14 protein-coding genes are annotated in these 20,212 nt (G+C 38.5%); 6 read left to right on the forward strand and 8 right to left on the reverse strand.

Annotated features, from left to right (window positions below; all coding sequences use genetic code 11):
* Nucleotides 1-40 precede the first annotated feature (40 nt).
* Nucleotides 41-2,983: an acinetobactin non-ribosomal peptide synthetase subunit BasD gene (basD, locus tag R5R67_RS12035; protein WP_001177729.1), complete on the forward strand. Its 2,943-nt coding sequence runs from the start codon at nt 41-43 to the stop codon at nt 2,981-2,983.
* A gap of 47 nt (nt 2,984-3,030) precedes the next feature.
* On the forward strand, nt 3,031-4,341 hold the full coding sequence (gene basC, locus R5R67_RS12040) for a putative histamine N-monooxygenase (RefSeq protein WP_000717772.1): 1,311 nt from the start codon (nt 3,031-3,033) through the stop codon (nt 4,339-4,341).
* Between the two features lie 64 nt (nt 4,342-4,405).
* Here the strand turns inward: basC and bauA are convergent, their stop codons facing one another.
* The 5 genes from bauA to bauD form a co-directional block, all read right to left on the reverse strand.
* Nucleotides 4,406-6,709, reverse strand: coding sequence for a TonB-dependent ferric acinetobactin receptor BauA (gene bauA / locus R5R67_RS12045; RefSeq protein WP_001073037.1), 2,304 nt, complete (start codon nt 6,707-6,709; stop codon nt 4,406-4,408).
* 85 nt (nt 6,710-6,794) lie between these two features.
* A complete protein-coding gene (bauB, locus tag R5R67_RS12050) occupies nt 6,795-7,763 on the reverse strand; it encodes a siderophore-binding periplasmic lipoprotein BauB (RefSeq protein WP_001104134.1) in 969 nt (322 codons plus the stop codon).
* A 6-nt stretch (nt 7,764-7,769) separates the two neighbouring features.
* Nucleotides 7,770-8,540 (reverse strand): ferric acinetobactin ABC transporter ATP-binding protein BauE, encoded by a 771-nt coding sequence (bauE, locus tag R5R67_RS12055; protein ID WP_000582111.1) that lies wholly within the window; start codon nt 8,538-8,540, stop codon nt 7,770-7,772.
* Nucleotides 8,537-9,484 (reverse strand): ferric acinetobactin ABC transporter permease subunit BauC, encoded by a 948-nt coding sequence (gene bauC, locus R5R67_RS12060; RefSeq protein WP_001223290.1) that lies wholly within the window; start codon nt 9,482-9,484, stop codon nt 8,537-8,539. Before bauC ends, bauE begins: the two co-directional genes overlap by 4 nt.
* Complete coding sequence (bauD, locus tag R5R67_RS12065) at nt 9,484-10,425, reverse strand: ferric acinetobactin ABC transporter permease subunit BauD (protein WP_001210793.1); 942 nt, start codon at nt 10,423-10,425, stop codon at nt 9,484-9,486. The genes bauC and bauD overlap by 1 nt, the downstream gene beginning before the upstream one ends.
* Before the next feature lie 630 nt (nt 10,426-11,055).
* Between bauD and basB the strand changes: the two genes are divergently transcribed.
* Complete coding sequence (basB, locus tag R5R67_RS12070; RefSeq protein ID WP_009519595.1) at nt 11,056-13,086, forward strand: acinetobactin non-ribosomal peptide synthetase subunit BasB; 2,031 nt, start codon at nt 11,056-11,058, stop codon at nt 13,084-13,086.
* 70 nt (nt 13,087-13,156) lie between these two features.
* Here the strand turns inward: basB and basA are convergent, their stop codons facing one another.
* Nucleotides 13,157-15,004: an acinetobactin non-ribosomal peptide synthetase subunit BasA gene (gene basA / locus R5R67_RS12075; protein ID WP_000910249.1), complete on the reverse strand. Its 1,848-nt coding sequence runs from the start codon at nt 15,002-15,004 to the stop codon at nt 13,157-13,159.
* Nucleotides 15,005-15,394: 390 nt separating this feature from the next.
* Here basA and bauF point away from each other — a divergent pair, with 390 nt between their 5' ends.
* Nucleotides 15,395-16,255 carry an acinetobactin utilization protein BauF gene (gene bauF, locus R5R67_RS12080; RefSeq protein ID WP_000160890.1) on the forward strand — a complete coding sequence of 287 codons (861 nt, stop codon included), beginning with the start codon at nt 15,395-15,397 and terminating at the stop codon, nt 16,253-16,255.
* Here the strand turns inward: bauF and R5R67_RS12085 are convergent.
* On the reverse strand, nt 16,252-16,875 hold the full coding sequence (locus tag R5R67_RS12085) for a transcriptional regulator (protein ID WP_000528174.1): 624 nt from the start codon (nt 16,873-16,875) through the stop codon (nt 16,252-16,254). The genes bauF and R5R67_RS12085 overlap by 4 nt on opposite strands.
* Before the next feature lie 253 nt (nt 16,876-17,128).
* Between R5R67_RS12085 and R5R67_RS12090 the strand changes: the two genes are divergently transcribed.
* Nucleotides 17,129-18,097, forward strand: coding sequence for a threo-3-hydroxy-L-aspartate ammonia-lyase (locus R5R67_RS12090; RefSeq protein ID WP_001061794.1), 969 nt, complete (start codon nt 17,129-17,131; stop codon nt 18,095-18,097).
* A gap of 243 nt (nt 18,098-18,340) precedes the next feature.
* Entirely contained in the window at nt 18,341-19,027 is a 687-nt protein-coding gene (locus R5R67_RS12095; protein WP_000995334.1) for a pirin family protein, read from the forward strand.
* A 435-nt stretch (nt 19,028-19,462) separates the two neighbouring features.
* Here the strand turns inward: R5R67_RS12095 and R5R67_RS12100 are convergent, their stop codons facing one another.
* Nucleotides 19,463-20,026 carry a TetR/AcrR family transcriptional regulator gene (locus R5R67_RS12100; protein WP_001133245.1) on the reverse strand — a complete coding sequence of 188 codons (564 nt, stop codon included), beginning with the start codon at nt 20,024-20,026 and terminating at the stop codon, nt 19,463-19,465.
* Between the last annotated feature and the right edge of the window lie 186 nt (nt 20,027-20,212).

Raw genomic sequence — 20,212 nt, forward strand, 5'->3', positions numbered from 1 at the left:
CAAGCTATATATTCACAGCAAAATTGGAAATGATTAACAAATGCAACTGGTAATCATTTTCATTTGTTTGTATGATGCTGAAACAAGATTAATTTGTCAACCGAGTTATCGTTCAATGTGTGAATTAACTTCGATGCAAGCGGCCTGCTGGTTTGGTCGCTCTGGCAACGCAACTTTAGGTGGGGTTGCTGCCCATCTCTATGCAGAATTTGACGGTCAATTTATTGATCTACAAAAATTACATTTAGCACTTCAACGACTTTATAAAGAACACCCTATTTTGAGATTAAGTTTGAGTGCCGATGGCATCGCAAACATCATGGCTGAGAAAGCTCAACAGATATTAGAAGTCGATGATTTTTCAAAGCTTAGCGATCATCAAATTGAGCAAATGCTCATGCAAAAACGGGAGCAATGGACCCATCAAAAACTTGATTTAAGTCAGGGCCAGACTGCAAGATTTTCTATAAGTGTTCTTAAAAATAATATTTTTCGTTTTCATGTAGATACGGACATGATTGCTATAGATCCGTCCAGTTTTTTGAACTTGATGGAAGATCTTTCTTTATTTTATGAAGACCCAAAAATATCATTCTCCCGTCCGCCTAATTTTTTTGACTGGTATCAAAAAATACGGACAGACCCTGACCTAAAAAAATTAAACCAACGAGACCGCTTATGGTGGAAACAACGTCTGCCTCATATTAGCCCTGCTCCGTCTCTACCTTTCATTCATCAAGAATTCAAAACAGCAAAAAGTGATCGTTTAAGTACTTGGTTATCGCCAAAAGAACGAAAAGCATTACAACAACTTGCTAGAGAACAACGCATTACTGTGACCAATCTGATATTAGGTCTATTTGCCTATACGCTTGGTCATGCAACCAAAGATCACAGTTTCCGATTAAATATTCCTACTTTTTGGCGCGAACCGGTTTTAAAAAATGTCGAAGGCACTATTGGTGATTTTGCTAATCTAGTCATCCTTGATGTCGATATGAAAGGAATAACTACCTTAGCTGCATTCTGCAAACAAATAGCAAATCAAATGCTTGAGTTATTAGAGCATTCACATTATTCGGGTGTGAATGTTCTACGTGATCTGTCTCGTTATCATGGTAGTGCACAGATTGCTCCCGTGGTATTTACAGCGGCGCTCGACATAGAAAATGATAATTTGCTTTCTGAGCGTGTCCGCCGTGTTTTTGGCTCAATGAATTGGGTCATTTCACAAGGGCCGCAAGTTGCAATTGATGCACAAGTTGCTCATGTAGATGACGGTATTTTAGTTAATTGGGACATCCGTTTAGATGCTCTACCCAAAGAATGGATCACGAATTTATTTGAATCTTTCATTCATTTACTTAAAAATCTTGCCGCACATCCTGAGCAACTGAATACACAAATTATAAGCCCAGCACAAAATACCTCGTCAGATCGTACGTCTCAAAAACCATTAAATGCATTACAGCAAGCCTACCTATTAGGCCGAACTCAAGCCCTTCCTTTAGGTGGTGTTGCCATGCAAGAGTTTAGGCAGTATCACGGCACAATGGATATTGTTTTATTAAGACAACGATTGGCAGAAATGGTACGGCGGCATGACAGCTTACGAACCTATATTGATAAAAATAGGTTAATACAATATGTAAGCGATCAAGTGAGTGTCAATTTAAAAGAAATAGACCTAACTACATGGGAACCTGAACGTGCTTCTCACCACATCCAGTCCTATAAAAATAGTTATACGCATGAGCTATTTGATTTAAATCAGTCGCCTTGGAATATCACCGTATTTTTATTAAAAAATAATCTATTAACGGTTTTTGTCCGCTTTGATGCATTAATTTTAGATGGCCGATCTATAGCTTCACTTATGTTAGAGCTATTTGATGGACAACAACATGATATCCAAACGCAAATAGAAGAAAATGAAGTTGAAAATAGCCTGTCTGTTCATCACGCAGATATGGCTTACTGGGAAAGAAAATTTTCTAAATTATCGGCTATTCCTGCGCTTCCGTGGAAAACACCCTTACAGCATTTACCGACTTCACGTTACCAACGTAACAGTCTGGTTATAGAAAAAGATCAATTTAAACAGTTGTCTAAAATTGGCGCAAAACATTCACTGTTTAAAAACTCAGTCATCATGGCGATTATTTTGGAAGTGCTATCTCATTGGAATACTGACAAATCTCTATGTGTTGCTGTTCCTACACTTCCCCTCTATGCCGGACCATTTTCCAATAGTTCTACGTTTATTGCTGTTGAGTGGAAAGCTTCAGATCAATTTGCTGAACAAGCAAACCGCTTACAAACTGAAGTTTTAGAGGGTTTACAGCATCTTTCATTTTCAGGCGTTGATCTCGCTCGACTATTATTTGAAAAAGTTGGCACTGCTCCAGTATTGCCAATTGTAATTACAAATGGTTTGTCATGGCCGGTATTATCTGAATCTCATCCTATTCAGCAACTAGATGGCCTTACTCAAACACCTCAAGTTGCAATTGATATTCGCTTTAGCACAAGAAATGACGGCGCTTTGATTTTCGATATTGATTATGCTCAAGAAGCATTTCCACCCAACATGATTGACGATTTCTTGGATGCACTGCAATTAGCAATCAAGCAAATTATTGGTTCAGAAATATTCAGTTTTGATCTCAGCAATTTTTTCAGTGAGCTTCAAAATAAACGACCATATTTTAAAAATAATGAGTCCGATCATTCATCTATACCACTTGAAAATAATGCTAAACAGCAAAATCAACTACTCGACATTTACTTAGAAGTGATAGGCCACACGCCAAATAAGGAAGTGGACAACTCAACTCATTTTACTCATCTCGGGCTACGTCCACATCATTTAAAGGCCGTTTCAAAACGTATTAATGAAACATACGCGATTCAGCTCTCACCTGTTCAACTTATTCAATGTCGCAATATTGCTGATGTAGAGAAACTACTAACACCACATTAATTCGTATTTTGAACTTTCATCATTTTGGAAACAGATAAAGTATAAACATGAAAAAAATAGATATTACCGGAATTGGTATTGGGCCATTCAACTTAGGTTTAGCTGCTCTTTTGTCTCATCATCCCGAAATCAAAAGCGTATTTTTAGAACGCAAACCAGAATTTCGATGGCATGAAGGATTGCTATTGCAGGGCACGACATTACAAGTTCCTTTCTTTGCCGACTTGGTTACTATGGCCAATCCCTGCCATCCCTTAGGCTATATTAATTATTTACATCAACATGATCGCTTGCATCAGTTTTATTATTACGACAGTTTTTTAATTCCACGCCGTGAATATGACCATTATTGCCGTTGGGCTTCAAAACAATTACCCGATTGTCGATTTGGAGAAAACGTAAGCCATGTGGAATATGACACCAAGCTGGATAAATTTATTATAGAAAGTGAATCAGCCTCAGGCGAAAAACAAAAATATATAAGCCAAAATCTGGCGATTGGTATTGGGACTAAACCTCGAATTCCTACATGGCTAGAAACATGCAAGCACCCTTTAGTAAAACATTCTGCGGAGTTTGCAAAAATTCAGGAACAACTCAAACAGTGTAAACAGGTCACGGTTATTGGCTCGGGCCAGAGTGCGGCAGAATGTGTACTTGCTTTATTTAATTCACTTACACCAGAACAAGTAAAAGCAGGCGCATCTATTCGTTGGATCACACGTTCTGCCGGCTTTCACCCAATGGAATATTCTAAACTTGGACAAGAGTGCTTTACCCCTGCATATATGCAATATTTCCAAAGCCTGCCTAGAGATAAACGCCGCGATATTGCTGCTAGTCAGGGCCTGATCTATAAAGGGATTAGCTTCTCAACCATTGGTGATATATATGATGTGCTTTATGAGCGTTCAGTGGCTGGTGAGAAATCCGGTTTAAGCCTATACACAAGCTGTGAGGTTGAATCGGTTAAAGAACTTGAATCGGGTTCTCTGCGTTTAACTTGTTTGCATACCCAACTCGATCAACGTTGCGAATTAGAAACTGATGCCCTTGTTGCAGCTACAGGCTATGTTCATGATTGGCCTGAATGGTTCCAAAATATGAAGGGTTCTATTTTAGCTGTTGATGATAAAAATGATTGTATTGTTCAAGAAGACTTTACGGCTTTACGTTGTGATCAGGGACAAGGTCGAATTTTCATTCAAAATGCCGAGATTTTTCAGCAAGGCGTTGGTTCTCCTGACTTAGGGATTGGAGCAACTCGAAACTCAGTCATTATTAATCAATTACTGGGGCGTAATGCTTATCGAATTCCTAAACAGTCTTCTTTCCAGCATTATGGTTTACCAAAATAAAATATGAATATCATAAAAAACCCGCGATTGCGGGTTTTTTTATTCGGTTGAAGATTACAACAAATTAAAAGTCATATGATACAGATAGCATATACGTTCTTGGTGCGCCTAGAGCCAAATTCGTCAATTGTGGCTGTGCCCAATACGCTTTGTTGGTTAAGTTGTAGATATTGGCACGGAAAGTAACTGGGTGGTCCTCGACTTTCGTACTATAGCGTGCGCCAACATCTAAGAGCGTACGCCCTGGTACGGACAAGGTATTTTCTGCATTAATATATTGCTTGGAAACTGCATTGATATTTCCTGATAAGGTTAAAGTCCCTTGTGCTACTTGAGTATCCCACTCTGCTCCAAGCTTAGCCTGATTTTTTGGCACAGCAACTGCTGTATGACCATCGTTTCCTCCACTCTTAGTCTTGGTAAGTTCAGGATCAAGATAGGTAAAGCCACCCATTAAACGCACATGTTCAATCGGTGAAACAAAAAATGACCATTCAATACCACGATTTCGTTGTTCTCCATCCGAAACAAAGGTAGGTAAGTTATTCACAAGCTTTGAAGGATCTAAATAACTACTTGGTTTGGTAATTTCAAATGCACTCAAGGTATGCGCAAATGTCCCCAAATCAACCTTCAAACCAAGTTCCTGTTGTTTGGTTTTTTGAGGAGGAAATATTTCCCCTGGATTTGATGCAGTTGCAGGTGCCTGATCACCCTTTGTCAAACCTTCAATATAGTTTGCATAAACAGAAATTTTATCAGTCGCTTTAATCAGTAAGGCGACACCAGGCGTGGTTGCTGATTTAGCATTTTCAGGTAATGTATTAACAGAACTTGTTGCTTTTACAGTCTGATGACGAAGTCCTAAAGTCAACTGTACTTTATCTTGAGCAAACGACAATGTATCGGCTAAACCAAAGCTAGAGGTAGAGAGTGTCGAATGAAATAGAAACGGCGGTGTAAATTCCGGTTTAGGCCCCCAATTTGGATTGGGATCATAAATATTCGTAATAACAGGATCACTAAAACCTGGGATAATTCTATAACCATAATCATCTTGTGTATGATTATAGTAGGTTGCATTGGCGACCCATTGATGTTTCACAGACCCCGTCTCAAACTTGCCTTTAAAACCAGCATCTGCTGATTTTTTATCGACGTCAAAAGCAAGTTGTCCAAGTGTTGAACTCAGTGTTCCAGTGCTACTCGTAATCGTCCCTGCACTTGCCCCATTGTACTTATATTCAGTTGTACTTTGTCCATAAGCCGCATATGCCATCAACTGATCAGAAAAATCATATTCGCCACGAATCATTGCGCCTTTATCTTTGGTTTCAACAGAGCCCCAATCCGGACTAAGTAAGGTATCCGCTTTCGGCGGTTTCGGAATTCCAACTGCAGTAGAGACGTTAACACCACGTGTCACGCCATCAACATGATCTAAGGCATCGTAAGCATCAACAAAAACACGTGCATTTTCACCTTGCCAATCTAAGCCAAGCGAAAATAAACGACTTTCTTTAGACTGATCATTAACTGCTGCATCTCCATCTCGATACATTCCATTGATACGAACGCCGAATTCTTTATTTTCACCAAATCTTCTTCCAACATCGACATGTCCACCAAACTGGGCATCCGACATATAAGTTGTGGTCAATCGTGCAAACGGTTCATCAGCCGCATATTTGGTCACTAGATTTACCGTTCCACCCACCGATCCTGCTGGCGGCATCCCATTTAACAAAGCGGAGGGACCTTTCAACACCTCAACGCGGCCAAACATTTCCGGAGAAGTTCGATAAAACGGTGTGATACCAAAAAGTCCGTTCATTGACATATCATTCGTACTCGAAGCATATCCACGAATATAATAGTTTTCACTCCAACCACCACTTGCACCGTTGGTATATATCGATGGATCAGTTGCTGCAATCACTTCTGTAATATCTTTTGCCTGTTTATCTTCGATATACTTATCGGTATAACTAATCGTATTAAATGGCGTATCTAGAAATTTTTTACTACCGAGAAATCCAACATTGCTCGATGTTGCAACTTGCCCTCCCGCATAAGTATCATCTTGTTCAGCTTTTACGGTAATTGCGGGTAAAGCTGCTACATTTGTTTGAGCAGCCTGTTGTTGTTCTAGAGTTTTTGTTGAATTATCAATAACAGCAGCATAGGTGTTTGATGCACATAGAACAAATACGGTGCCTAATGCATAGCCTAATCGAAGGGCCATTTGTGCAGATGCAACACCATTTAATACAAAAGAACGGTGATTAATTCTTTGATCATTCCCAGTTTTAAAATTACGGTTATAGCTAACGTTGTTCATTGAAAGACCTTTAATGTTTTGATTCATTTTTTATTAACTATCTGCTTAAAATTCATAGCAAAATAGTGAAAATTTATGCTGTAAAATTTGACTAAATGATGTGCCTAAAAATTTATTGATAGCCCTTTTTCACATCTTCCATCACTATTTTGAGTGAGGTTGGGCTTGCAGCCGTGGTGTACCACGCATCGGCATCGACAAAAATGACACGACCGTTTTTCCATGCTTTGGTTTGACGTAATAATGGATTTTCAACACTGGCAGCATTAATGTTTGAGCGATGTTCCATCACAGCAGTTCGGTCCACGATATAAAGAATATCGGGGTCAGCTTTTTTGATGAATTCACTCGAAATAGGTTGCCCATGTAGACTTGTATCCACCACACTACTTGCAGGCTTTACCCCAAAAGCATTAAAAATAAAGCCATAGCGTGACTGAATACCAAAATTACTAAATGCCCCATTGTTGTGAAGAACGACTAATGCTCTTTCTGGGCGATTGTCCGTTACGGCTTGTACTTGCTTCACCTGTTCATCAAGTTCAGAAACTTTCTGGCGAGCTAAGTCTTCTTTATTAAATATTTTTCCTAAGGTCATCATATGGTCTTTAACCAGACCAATATGATTACTCTCGCTATTGTTGAAATTAATATCGTAATGAATGGTCGGGGCAATTTTGGACAGTTCCTGATACTGATTAACGTGTAATGGCGTCATCAAAATCAGGTCTGGCTTTAATGCATATATCCTTTCCATATTGGGCTGTACAATTGCACCCAAATCCTGAATTTGTGCATCTTTTTTATATTTTTCCAAAAAGTGTGGAACATAATCTTTTGGCATTCCCATAATCGGGACATTGAGTTGATCTAGAAAGTCAGCTTCATTCATATCAAGTACGGCAACGCGTTGCGGTAGATGATCTATCACCGTAGTTCCAAGCGCATGTTTCACCGTAATCGGTTCTGCTAGCTTCTGAGAAGCTTGAGTGGTATCTGCAACTTTTTGATCACATGCTTGTAGAGTGACAGCTGCCGCTATGATTAGGGCTACTCCCCCATACTTTTTCTTCCAGTTCATATGTATTCAAGCTCCAGATGAGTTGAAGTAATTACACATACAGCCACGCTCACTGTATGTAATTTCAAAATCAAGCTCGTACAGATCATTTAATTGCGCCTCTGTAATCACTTGTTCCGTTAACCCACTGAAATGAAGCTTGCCGTTCTTGAGCGCGACAATATGGTCCGAGTAATTCGTGGCAAAATTGATGTCATGAATGACTAAAATCACAGTGCGCCCTTGTTCATCACATAAACGTCTGAGTGCACGCATAATTTGAACGGCATGTTTCATATCAAGGTTATTTAAGGGTTCATCTAATAAAAGTACGTCTGTTTGCTGGGCTATCGTCATCGCCAAAAAGGCCATTTGCCTTTGACCACCACTAATTTCATCTATGTAAGATTTGCGCAGCGGCTCTAAAGAAAGAAACTCAATCGCTTCATCAACCACCTGACGATCTTGCTCGGTTAAAACACCACGGCTATAGGGAAAGCGTCCAAATGACACCAGCTCTTCTACGGTTAAGCGCAAATTAAAGCCGGGTGCTTGACGTAAAGTCGCGACATGCTTGGCGTAAACAGCGGTTTTAATACCCGCAATATTTTGATGATTAAGAAAAATCTCGCCTTTATCCGGCTCAATTAAACGTGCCATCATCATGAGCAAAGACGATTTTCCTGCTCCATTTGGACCAATGAGTGACGTCACCTGACCTGTAGGAAATTCAACATTTACGTCAGTCAGTATTGGCTTATTTCCATATGACTTATTGATATTCTTGACATGAATCATGCAACACCTCGGGTACGAACCGTCAGCGCAAGGAAATAAATGCCACATACGAGATTGACCAAAATGCTGACGGTCGTTTTGTAATTAAAAACGTGCTCAACTAAAATTTGAGCAGCAATAAATATGGCAATCGTGATGGCACAACCCATGGGCAGCGTTAATTTATGCTTATAACTTCTTGCTAGTGCATAAGTAATGTTGGCAATAAATACGCCCATAAATACTGTCGGGCCAATCAGACTGGTAGATACCGCAACCAAAATAGCAATTAGAGCTAAATAGAAACTGACATAGCGGTGATGATGAATGCCTAATGAAATGGCTTGCTCACGCCCTAAAATCAGAACATCCAAAACAGGGAGCGCTTTTCTACCGAGGAATAGAACAATGACTACGGCTAAGCTGGCATACAATAAAGTTTCTGGTTGAGAGCGATTAAACGAAGCATAGCTAAGGCCTTGGAAAACAGAAAATTCACCAGGATTAATTTTGAGTTGAATAAATTGAGTAACCGTCCCGACGACCATCGTAAGGACTAAACCTAAAAGCAACAGGAGAAAGACATCATTTCTGCCATATGGCAATAACCACTTATGGATTACCCACGAATAAAGCAGCATTAAAACGATAGAGATAAAGAAATTACCATTTATTCCTAACTGGCTTAGTCCATGCGTTCCCCAAAAGAACAACAACAAAACTTGCCATAAGAGATAAATCGCTTCATAGCCCATAATGGAAGGGGTCAAAATACGATTACCCACCAACGTTTGAAAAACAATCGAGGAAAAAGCAACGCAAATACCAGCTATCACAATCGTGGCAAGACGCAGAAGTCGGTTAGGAATGACGTAATCAAAATCTAACCCTGAGTTTAAAAATAAAAAAACTACTGCTAGACAGACGACAATCAGGTAAATCATCCATAGCTTTGTAATACGCATTATCTGAACTCCCTCAAAATGAGGATGAGGAAAATAATTCCCCCCACACCACCTGCGGTAAGTCCGATTGGCACTTCAAATGGATAAATAATTGAACGACCAAGAATGTCGCAAACCAGTAATAGAGACGCTCCACCCAAAGCCACAATCGGCAAGGTTTTAGCTAAGTTCTCTCCGTATTTCAGTGCGACTAAATTGGGGACCACGAGCCCGACAAAAGGAATAGCACCAACAGTAATTACTGTGGTCGAAACTGTAATGGCAACCAGTATTAAACCAATGGCGGCTATAGCTGCATAACTAAGTCCTAAGCTAGAAGCCATCTCTTCACCCATACCAATCACGGTAAAGCGGTGTGCGAAAAGATAAGTCAGAACAACAATCGGAAAAATAATGTAAATGACTTCATAATGACCTTGGACAATTTTTGAAAAATCTCCTAAAAGCCACCCTTGCATACTTTGTAAAATATTAAAGCGATAGGCATAAAACTCAGCTAAGGCACTCATTACACTGCCATACATCAAGCCAATAACCGGTACTAAAACCGTATTTCTAAAACGGATCCGGCGGATAATTGCGATATAAATTAAGCTGGCAATAAAACAAAAAATGATCGCAAATATCATCTTACTCAGCGTGCTGGTTACCGGAACTAAAGTTAAAGACACTAAAATTCCCAGTTTGGCAGCATCTAAACCACCCGAAGTTTCCGGTTCAACAAACTTGTTACGCACAATATGCTGCAAGATGACGCCACATACCGCCAACCCAATACCGGTGAGCACAATAGTAATTAAACGAGGGATACGGCTGGCTGTAAGAGTGAGCCAACTCTCATGAGAAAAAGAAAATAAGGTAGACCACTGTATTTGCTCAGCCCCGAGCAATAACGAACAAATACATAAAATGATAAAAATACAGAATAAGCCAAATCGCATCAGTGGCGTGCCCCACTTGAGCGTAATAAAGCCGATGCAAATCGCAAATTTAGTCCCATCAAACTAAAGCGAGGGAAAATTTGTTCAACATTTGATGGGCTTATTAACCTTTCATGATTGAATATTCTCATGAAAATTCCTCAATTTTATCGAGACAACAAAATAAGTTCCTTTTGAATAGGCAAAATCACAGCCCTATTCCGAGGAGCGTTTTTTTCATCTTTAAATTATTTTTGCCCAACCAATTTCGAATTAAATAAATATTAATCAATCACTTATTATTTATTTTCTATTTTAAAAATTCGTCATTCTCAATTGGTACTATCTACTTGCAAATAATAATCTTGATGTAAATGAGAATCAATTATAGTATGTTTAAAGGTAAAATGTAACCCTACTGTTACATCAGTACAGTTCATGTGGACATCAACTCATTAGAAAAAGGTCAATTTTTGCAAACAAGCAAATCTATAACATTATGAATTATATGAAATTTAATCTAATGTAAAAATTTGCGAAATAAAAATTGATGAAAATAGCCATTTGATAAACCAGGATTCATTTATGTTGGAACAATTTTCCAAATCGCCCTCTCTCCTTTCGGTTACTGATTACGAAGAACATATCTGGATGTTGCAATTACAACAGCCTGAACAAGTTAACCGACGTTTTAATCTATGGAAACTTAATCAAGATTTAGACATTCAACTGCTCACTAAAGCAATTCAAGACATTATTAAAACTACACCTGACTTAAATGTTCGCTATACATTTAGTGACGAAGGTGATTTATACAAATATCCATTTGATGATCATTCAGCTTGCCTAGAAGTAAAAAAGAGCAATGCAGAACACGTATTTGAGCAGGTCGCTACCTTAAAAGCGCAAGCATGGAACGCAGAATTTCATCCCCCTTTTTTTACAAGTCTCGTAGAAACTGAACAAGACTATTTTCTTATTTTAGCGCTCCACCCGATTCTTGATGAAAGCTATCAAAAGTCAGATTTCATTCAGGCTATACTAAATCGTTATCAACAATATTCACCAAATAATATGCCATTGGTGCTGACGGAAATTGATATCGCACATCATCTAGATACAAGTTCTACAAAAGCGTCAGAACAATCTAACCAAAACTATGTATCAGAAATTATTTTAGAAGAGTTTCGAAATACGCTCGCTGAACCAGAAATGAGTCAACATGATGACTTTTTTGATTTTGGCGGCCATTCACTATTAGCAACGCGAATTATTGGGAACCTACTTAATAAACATGGAATTGAGATTCAATTTAATGATTTCTTTAAATCTCCATCTGCTGCCGATTTAGCTCAATACGCTTTCGTTAAATCTGCAAAAACCGAAAAAACCACCTTACAAAGTGTAGATAAAGCCCCGCTTACTTTAGCTCAAGATTTCCTGTGGCAAGCTTATTCCGCGTTCGATTTTAGCCCAATTTATAACTTACCATTTGCCGTAGAATTCCTTGAAGAAATTAATGAAGATGTTTTCTTTCAGGCGTTTACAGATATTGTGGAGCGCCATGCAGGTTTACGCACAATTTTTAATAGCGCCAATGGTCAAACCTATCAGCAGGTTGTTCCTACGTCTGAACTTCAACAATTCAAATGGTTTTGGAACAGTGCCGAAAGTCACGATGCAACGCTTGCCAGTGAAGCTTCATATAAATTTGATTTAACCCGTGAACTTCCCTTAAGAATTCGTTTAATTCGAAATGCCAAAGGTCGCCAAACTCTATCGTTTTTAGTCCACCACATGGTGATTGATGAATGGTCTTTAAATACCATTATGGCTGACCTTGCGCATGCTTATCTTGCTCGCTCAAATGCTCAAGCCCCAAACTGGAAAGCACCCGCCCAATCCATTCTTGATTTTTCTTTACTCCAGCAAAAACAAGGTATTAACCAAGACCATCTAAATTATTGGACTAACCTGTTAAGAGGAGCAACCAAAGGACTAAACCTTCCTGTTTCGGAACATGAATTAAATGCTGAAAAGGAAAAACCTCCAGTCCAATGGCTCGAACTTAAATTTGCACCAGAAATGCATGAAAAGCTTCTCGCATTTTCGAGACAACACAGCTCTTCTATTTTCGCGGTTCTCTATACTGCTATCGCCCATGCATTACAGCAACAAGGTAATTTAAAAGATATTGTGATTGGTACTTCTGCATCTGGACGAACTGATCCTGAGTTCTTTGATACGGTGGGTTACTTTACGACCATGGTGGCGCATCACACACAGTTTAGCCCTTCAGATTCATTCCAATCATTGCTCCACAATATCAGCACAATGATTAATACCTCGATGGCCTATGCAGACATTCCCATCAATCATATACAAAATGCGTTAGGGATGAGCGCAGATGAAGGACTGTTATTTGATGTGTTTATTCATATCCATTCAAATAACGCTTTAAACGGCGCGCTCAAAACACCTCAGGGACAAGACCTTCCTTATCGTCAGATTTTGCCGGAACGTGATGAATCGATGTTCGGGTTACATTTTGAAATTATGGAAAATGTGATTGATGGACAGCATCAGTTAAGCATGATCATTACGTATCAAGCCCACCGCTTCCCGACTACAACAGTGGAAAGTATTTGCGAAAAAATTAAGGCAACCTTAGCTCAAATCTAGTTGCCCTAAAATTCACCATGTGCTTAAAAGCAAACATCTCAACTTCGCTTTTAAGCACATTTCAATTTTTCTATTTTATTTGCTGCTCTACTTTATTCACCACATCCTGAATTGTTTTGCAGCTAACTAGCGTATAAAAATCAATTTGTGTATTGAGCTTTTGAGAAAGTTTCTGAGCAATACTCATGAGTTGTTTCGGACGAATTCCTATATCTAATATTTCACTTCTATAAAAAATATCCATTTTTTCAGCTTGGCTGTCAGCTATGCATTCACGGAAAACCGATAAAACCGAATCCCCCACCTCAGCTACTGCTGACGATGCTTTAGAAGAGTTTGCAGAGAACTTAGAAGATACGTAAATTTTACTCTGAGCCATTTCTTGCACAGCTTTACGATCAATTTTTCCATTTCGGGTCAAAGGTATGGTTTCGATGCCTAAATATTTCGAAGGAATATGTGAACTTGGCAAATGCACTTTTAAAAAGTTCTTTAATTCGAGGCTATTTAAGCGAGTAGTTTTGTATTTATTTTCTAGAGTATAAACGGCGACTAGCTCTTGAGTTTCAGTTGTTGGGTGTACACAACTTACTACTACACAGTTATGAATATACGGATGCTTGGTTAAAGCATTTTCAACCTCGGCCGCAGAGATTCTCACACCTTTTATCTTTAAATAACCTTCCTCACGTCCAGCAAAAATAATATTTCCATCTTCCCTAAAATATCCTTGATCACTCATGCGAAAAGCAGTTTGAGTTTCATTTTCACTCACTTGAATATCAACGAAATCTTTATAATTAATTTCCCCATCAAGTAAATAACCATTAGATAAATTCAGGCCGGCCATATACATCGTACCGACCTCGCCCATTTGGCAAGGCTTCAGATTTTCATCCAAAATAAAATAACGGTTATTTTCTAAAGCTTTTCCATACGGAATAATTTCCTGATCCTGCTCATTTATTTCATGCCATATACTCCAAATTGTGGTCTCGGTAGGCCCACCTAATGAAAATAAACGAGCGTTAGGTAATTGTTGTCTTAACTTCGTTATAAGTGAGGGCTTGATATAGTCGCCGCCTTGGGCAATTAAACGCAAAGATTGTAATTGTTCTTTTTGAGCTACACTGAACAACATATCGACAATGGCAGGCACACTGCTCCAAATCGTAACCTTGTAACGATCTACTAAATCGGCCCAGACAACAGCATTTTTACTTTGCTCAAAAGATGGAACCACTAAAGTTGCACCCACTGCCATTGAAGCAAATACATCAAATACCGACATATCATGATGAAACGGTGTTACCGCCATAATCACATCGTCAGCAGTAATTTTCCATTCCGAGATCGTCTGTTGTAGCGTGTTTTCTGTGGCCTGATTATTTAGGACCACACATTTTGGAGTCCCTGTACTTCCCGAAGTATATAAATAATAAGCCGGACGTCGGTTAATTTCGGCATTTAAGCTCGGTTTGTACTTAGTTGTAGCCGATAAAATCTCATTAATATTTAGTGTTTGCACACCTGCAATGGATGAGTCACTCACCACAACATTTGCCCGACTATTCGTCAATAAATAGTTCAGTCGCGACGGCGGAGAATCCATATCTACAGGTAGCCAAATGATACCTGTAAGCGCACATGCCAAAGCTGTATAAATATGCTCAGGACTTTTTCTCAGGCAAATTGCCACCACTGACCCTGTTGCCAAGTCTTGCATTTTTAGCGCATACATGACTTTGGCGACCTGAGTCCCTACCTCAGCATAACTAATGCTACGATCTTCAAAAATGAGTGCTGTTCGATTGGAATTTTTATCAAAAATATTTTCATAAATTTGCTTTAAGAAATTTTCTACGTTGTTATTTTTATCATTCATTTGCCCTAAATTTTGACTCAAATCTTTTAGCATTTATCTTGGTCCTCACCCTATTCTTTATGCAATACCACCCAACCTAATATTCAAAACAAAGTTATAAAAATGTCGTTTTCATCGCTGTTTGTTTGAATAATAGATACCCCAGCACAATAATATAAATGATAATCATTTACAATTAATATTGTGAGAAATATCATTTCTCTCCTTTAAAAACTATTAATAAAAAATGATAAATATCAAAATAATAAAATAATTTTTCTATTCGGTTTAGTCGTTTAGTGAACTATTTCTATCGTCTAAAACCCACAATTAATAATGATTATTATTTACATTAAGGGCTAACTTGGTTATCGTAGCCATAGAGAGATTACATCTATATCAATTATCGCGCTCTATAGTAATCATTAAGCTTGGGTTATATATATGACAAAAATTGCAGAAAAATCGAAACAAGAATATGGCGACTTACTAAAAGAAAAAGACCATTTACAAGATATGGAACAGCTTGAGATGACTATTGTCTCGATCCAGACGCCGTATCCTTCTATTGTAAGAATTCAAGGAAAAATCAACACATTACAACCAGAGCTTTGGCAAGCTCCCAATTTGGCAATTCGGTTAATTGTGAGCAATCCGCCAGAGGGACAACCCATTTCACGCGTCTATACGGTTCGTTCATTTAACCCTGTAAATGCTCAAATCGAAATTGATTTTGTTAAACATGAAGATTTAAGCCCAGCAATGGAATGGCTTAATTCGGCTCAAGTGGGTACAAAAATCGGGCTTATTGGCCCCCGCCCTCATTTCATTCCCAACTTCACAGCCAAAAAGCATGTGGTCATGTTTGCCGACGATACGGCTGTACCCGCGTTATATTCAATACTTAATCAATGGGAACTCGGCATAAGTGCGGATATTTTCATTGAAAGTTTTGAAAAAGACATTGCTAGCCAATTACCCGAACTTGAGCATGTCAAAATTCATTCGTTCCATAAAGAACATCACACGGCACAAAAAGGCCTTCTTTTAAAAGCAGCATTTGCGCTAGAAAATTATGAAAATATTACGATTTGGGCAGCTTGCGAACGCAACGAAGCAAGAGCCTTACGTCAATTTTTTCTAGAAGATCAACAGTTAAATAAAAATGACGTGCGCATTGCTGGCTATTGGAGAGATGGCGTATCAAGTTCAGAGTTAGACAAACTGCGCGCTCAACATTATCAGGAACATATTCAGCAAGGTAAGACCTTGAACGAATATGATGACCTCGATTTGGCAAATTAAGTTTCTTTTACATACAAATAGGCACTGGCTCTGGATATACCTAAATGTTGGGCAACCGTTTCCACCGCCTTTTTAATTTCTAGTAAGCCATTATTCTTGAGTTCTTGTATTAATTGCTTTCTCTCATTGAGTTTTAGCATACGCGGTGTAGTGGCATGTTTTGAAGCAAACTGATCGATATATTTTCGAATTGCTTCCGTGCCATTCGGTTCCAAGTTTTCAATAATGCTGTCAGTCTCAATTTTAGTGAAATGCTCTAAAGCGCTTTGCATCCCTCTAAATAAGGTTAAATCAATATTCATACATAAAGCAGCTACGTACTGGCCCTCTTCATCTTTAATACCGATCGAGGTGCTTTTTGCAGGGCGGCCATCTGCAAACTGGTTAGCATAGTTTGTAATAAGGTTTGGAAACTCCGGAGACATGATTCTTGCCAGCCCTAACTCAGTTGCTGGGTCTCCAACTTTTCGGCCAGACAAATTATTGTGTATTGAAAGTATGGCATGCTCAGGATTGGTTAAGTCATGGACAACCACTTCACAAAAAGGGGCTAGTGTTTCACTTAACCCTTTCGCGATAGTATCAAGTTGAGTGAGTAAATGTTTATCACGATTGCCCAATGTATTTCTCCTAATGACTTCATTACTGTTTCAAACCCTAGAGTGAAGTACACAAACAGTAATTTAGACTTTTTATCTAATTTTAAACTTAATGTAAATCAAAATCTTATATCTCATTGTTATCAAATTAAAAAATAAATTAGACATTTTATCTAAATATATATATTTTATCTAAACAAGGTCAATAGATTGTGCTTTCCTTGGCAATACGAAATCTTGCATCCGAAAACATTGAATAGAATCAGGTTTAATTATGAACAATTTAACCCTTCCAAATTATGAAGATGTCGCAGCCGCTGCTGAACGTATAAAAGATTTTATAAATAAAACTCCTGTTTTAACTTCACGTACGGTGAACAATGAATTTGAAGCAGAAGTGTTCTTTAAATGTGAGAATTTTCAGCGTGTAGGCGCTTTCAAATTTCGTGGTGCCATGAATGCACTTTTGCAATTTAATGAGACTCAAAAGAAAGCAGGTGTAGTTGCTTTTTCTTCGGGAAATCATGCACAAGCTATTGCGCTTTCATCAAAAATTCTTGGTATTCCTGCAACCATTATCATGCCTAAAGATGCACCTGCTGCAAAAATGGCAGCAACGCGAGAATACGGCGGCAATATTGTTGAATTTGACCGTTATACGGAAGATCGGGAAAAAATTGGAAAAGAGATTGCCGAAAAAAATGGTCTAACATTAATTCCGTCTTATGACCATCCGCATGTGATTGCAGGTCAAGGTACGGCTGCTAAAGAGTTATTTGAAGAAGTCGGTGATTTAGATTACCTGTTTGTATGTTTAGGTGGCGGCGGTTTATTGGCGGGTTCTGCCCTGTCGGCTCGCCAGCTTTCTCCGAACTGCAAAATATATGGCGTTGAACCTGCGCTAGGAAATGATGGACAAATGTCTTTTAGAAAAGGAGAAATTGTTCATATTGATACCCCGCCAACCATTGCCGATGGCGCGCAAACTCAATATTTAGGCAAATTGACCTTTCCTATTATTCAACAGAAAGTTAATGACATTTTGACGGTCACAGACGAAGAACTCATTAACGCTATGAAGTTTTTTGCTGAAAGAATGAAGATGGTGGTTGAACCGACCGGATGTCTCGGATTCGCGGCTGCCCGTAATTTAAAACATGAGTTAAAAGGCAAACGTATCGGCATTATTATTAGTGGTGGCAATGTCGATATTTCTAAATACGCGGAGTTTTTATCTGCTTAATCAAACTCAATGTCTATCTATAATTTCCTTTAAAGCCTTATAGATAGGCATTTATATGTAATGTCTTTTTAAAAAGCCTGTTTTATACAGGATTTTTTATATCTAAAATTTAAAACGAATATTTATAAAAATCTTAATCATCTTAAAAATGCAACAATATGTTGCATCTACTCTATTTTTAGCTTTACCCCACAGGTTTAACATATTCCTCAAGAGATAAATAATAATTGAGGAGATCGAGTCATGAATGCTTATTTGCATCGTAGTGAAGATCGTGGTCATGTTAAAGCAGGCTGGTTAGAGTCTTATCATAGTTTTTCGTTTGGTAGCTGGTATAACCCTAAATATATGGGGGTAAGTGCACTTCGAGTCATTAATGATGACCGAATCGATGCCCACAACGGTTTCGGCACTCACTCGCATGACAATATGGAAATTTTAACCTGTGTGCTTGATGGTGCAATTTCACACCGTGACACCATGGGAAATGAAGGCCAGATTAAAGCAGGTGAATGGCAACTTATGAGTGCCGGTACAGGTGTTGCTCATAGTGAGATCAATAACACCGATACACCAGTGCACTTATTACAAATCTGGATTATTCCCGATGTAAAAGAAGCCGAGCCAAATTATCAGCAAATTAGTTTGGACCCACGTAATCAACCTAACGAATGGCATTTGATTGCAGGCCCTGATGCAAATGCACCAATGCATATTCGCCAAGATGCACAGGTAAAATCTGCTGTACTTGAAAAAGGTCTTGAACTGCCAGTTGAGACTTCAAAACGAGTTAATTACGTTCATGTAATTTCAGGTGAAGTTCGTATTGGTGAGTACGAAGTGAAAGCGGGTGATGCTCTGGTCTTTGAAGATAATGCCGTGATTCATGCAAATGAAGACAGCCAATTTATCTGGTTTGATTTACCTTAAACTGCTTAAAAGCCCTTTTATATGAAAGGGCTTTTTAGTCACTGCTACCGCCCCCATCACATCCGCCCGAGTCAGAAAATGATGAGCAATCATTTGATGAATGAGAACTATGGTGACTGTTATCGTAAATATGGTGGTGTTGTAGATGTGTTGAAGCTGAATAATCATGCTCAGCCGATGGTGAATAATTTTTTGAATTTCTGAGGAATGCAATTAAGCAAATGATTCCAATACTCGAAAAAATGGCAATAAATATCACAATAAATAACTTCAAATAACGTCCTCCTTCATACAGCTATAGAGATCATTGTTGTTTTTCTCTTTCATTATTTAAAGGAGCCATGCTAAATAAACAAGTTATTTTTTGATAAATACAGCATGCAGCCCCCTTCCTTATGACTCGTATTTAGCCGCTACTGACGCAACCCTAAACTATCATTTGCATGAAGTTAGTCCTCTTAAAAAACACTCAAACACACCCTCCCGCTCGCTTACCCCACCAGAGCTTAAAAGCTGAATGATTGTGCCTTCCACCATATATAAAAATAGTTTGGCATCGGTAAAAGAGACATCGGGTTTTAGTGTTCTAAGCTGGCTATAAATCTCATTTTTTAGCCATGTTCTATAGCGCACTGCGGATTGATAAGCGTTGGGATAGCTATTTTTAATTTCAAAAACGGCTTTAAATAATAAGTAATACGGCCCTTCTACATCGGTATGTAGCAAGTAAAGCTTTTTGAGTTTATCTATTGCAGGAGTGCTTAAGTCATACTCGACCATTGCGACTACTTGTTCTTGGAGCTTTTCTTTTTGCACCATCAGGCAAATTTCAATAAGTCGTTCTTTAGAGTGAAAATAATTATAGAAAGTCGCTTTTGTAATCTCTGATTCTTTCACTATTCTGTCGACCCCAATAAGGTGGAACCCACGGTGATGAAACAGATCAATTGCTTTATTTACAACGTATAAGGCACGTGTTGGGAGAACTAAATTTGGCATAATTTTACCGTTATAAATTCTTGTTGTTTGTAAATGAGATACTTTTTGGGGAGAAAAAAAGGCACAGCAAGGCCTATAAAGACTGTGCTTGGCACATCTCAAGTTTTATGGTTGCTAAGTTTTTGGTTGTGACGATTTAAAGCCTGAAAGGCCTAATAGCCCTCAAACTGCTTTAAAGTTTATGTG

It is taken from the genome of Acinetobacter sp. OYA S30, from assembly GCF_033599315.1.
Taxonomy (GTDB): domain Bacteria; phylum Pseudomonadota; class Gammaproteobacteria; order Pseudomonadales; family Moraxellaceae; genus Acinetobacter; species Acinetobacter baumannii.

Coding starts and splice junctions, on each gene's coding strand:
- basD (WP_001177729.1), top strand. CDS start 41: ATGCAACTGGTAATCATTTTCATTTGTTTGTATGATGCTGAAACAAGA.
- basC (WP_000717772.1), top strand. CDS start 3,031: ATGAAAAAAATAGATATTACCGGAATTGGTATTGGGCCATTCAACTTA.
- bauA (WP_001073037.1), bottom strand. CDS start 6,709: ATGAATCAAAACATTAAAGGTCTTTCAATGAACAACGTTAGCTATAAC.
- bauB (WP_001104134.1), bottom strand. CDS start 7,763: ATGAACTGGAAGAAAAAGTATGGGGGAGTAGCCCTAATCATAGCGGCA.
- bauE (WP_000582111.1), bottom strand. CDS start 8,540: ATGATTCATGTCAAGAATATCAATAAGTCATATGGAAATAAGCCAATA.
- bauC (WP_001223290.1), bottom strand. CDS start 9,484: ATGCGTATTACAAAGCTATGGATGATTTACCTGATTGTCGTCTGTCTA.
- bauD (WP_001210793.1), bottom strand. CDS start 10,425: ATGCGATTTGGCTTATTCTGTATTTTTATCATTTTATGTATTTGTTCG.
- basB (WP_009519595.1), top strand. CDS start 11,056: ATGTTGCAATTACAACAGCCTGAACAAGTTAACCGACGTTTTAATCTA.
- basA (WP_000910249.1), bottom strand. CDS start 15,004: ATGCTAAAAGATTTGAGTCAAAATTTAGGGCAAATGAATGATAAAAAT.
- bauF (WP_000160890.1), top strand. CDS start 15,395: ATGACAAAAATTGCAGAAAAATCGAAACAAGAATATGGCGACTTACTA.
- R5R67_RS12090 (WP_001061794.1), top strand. CDS start 17,129: ATGAACAATTTAACCCTTCCAAATTATGAAGATGTCGCAGCCGCTGCT.
- R5R67_RS12095 (WP_000995334.1), top strand. CDS start 18,341: ATGAATGCTTATTTGCATCGTAGTGAAGATCGTGGTCATGTTAAAGCA.
- R5R67_RS12100 (WP_001133245.1), bottom strand. CDS start 20,026: ATGCCAAATTTAGTTCTCCCAACACGTGCCTTATACGTTGTAAATAAA.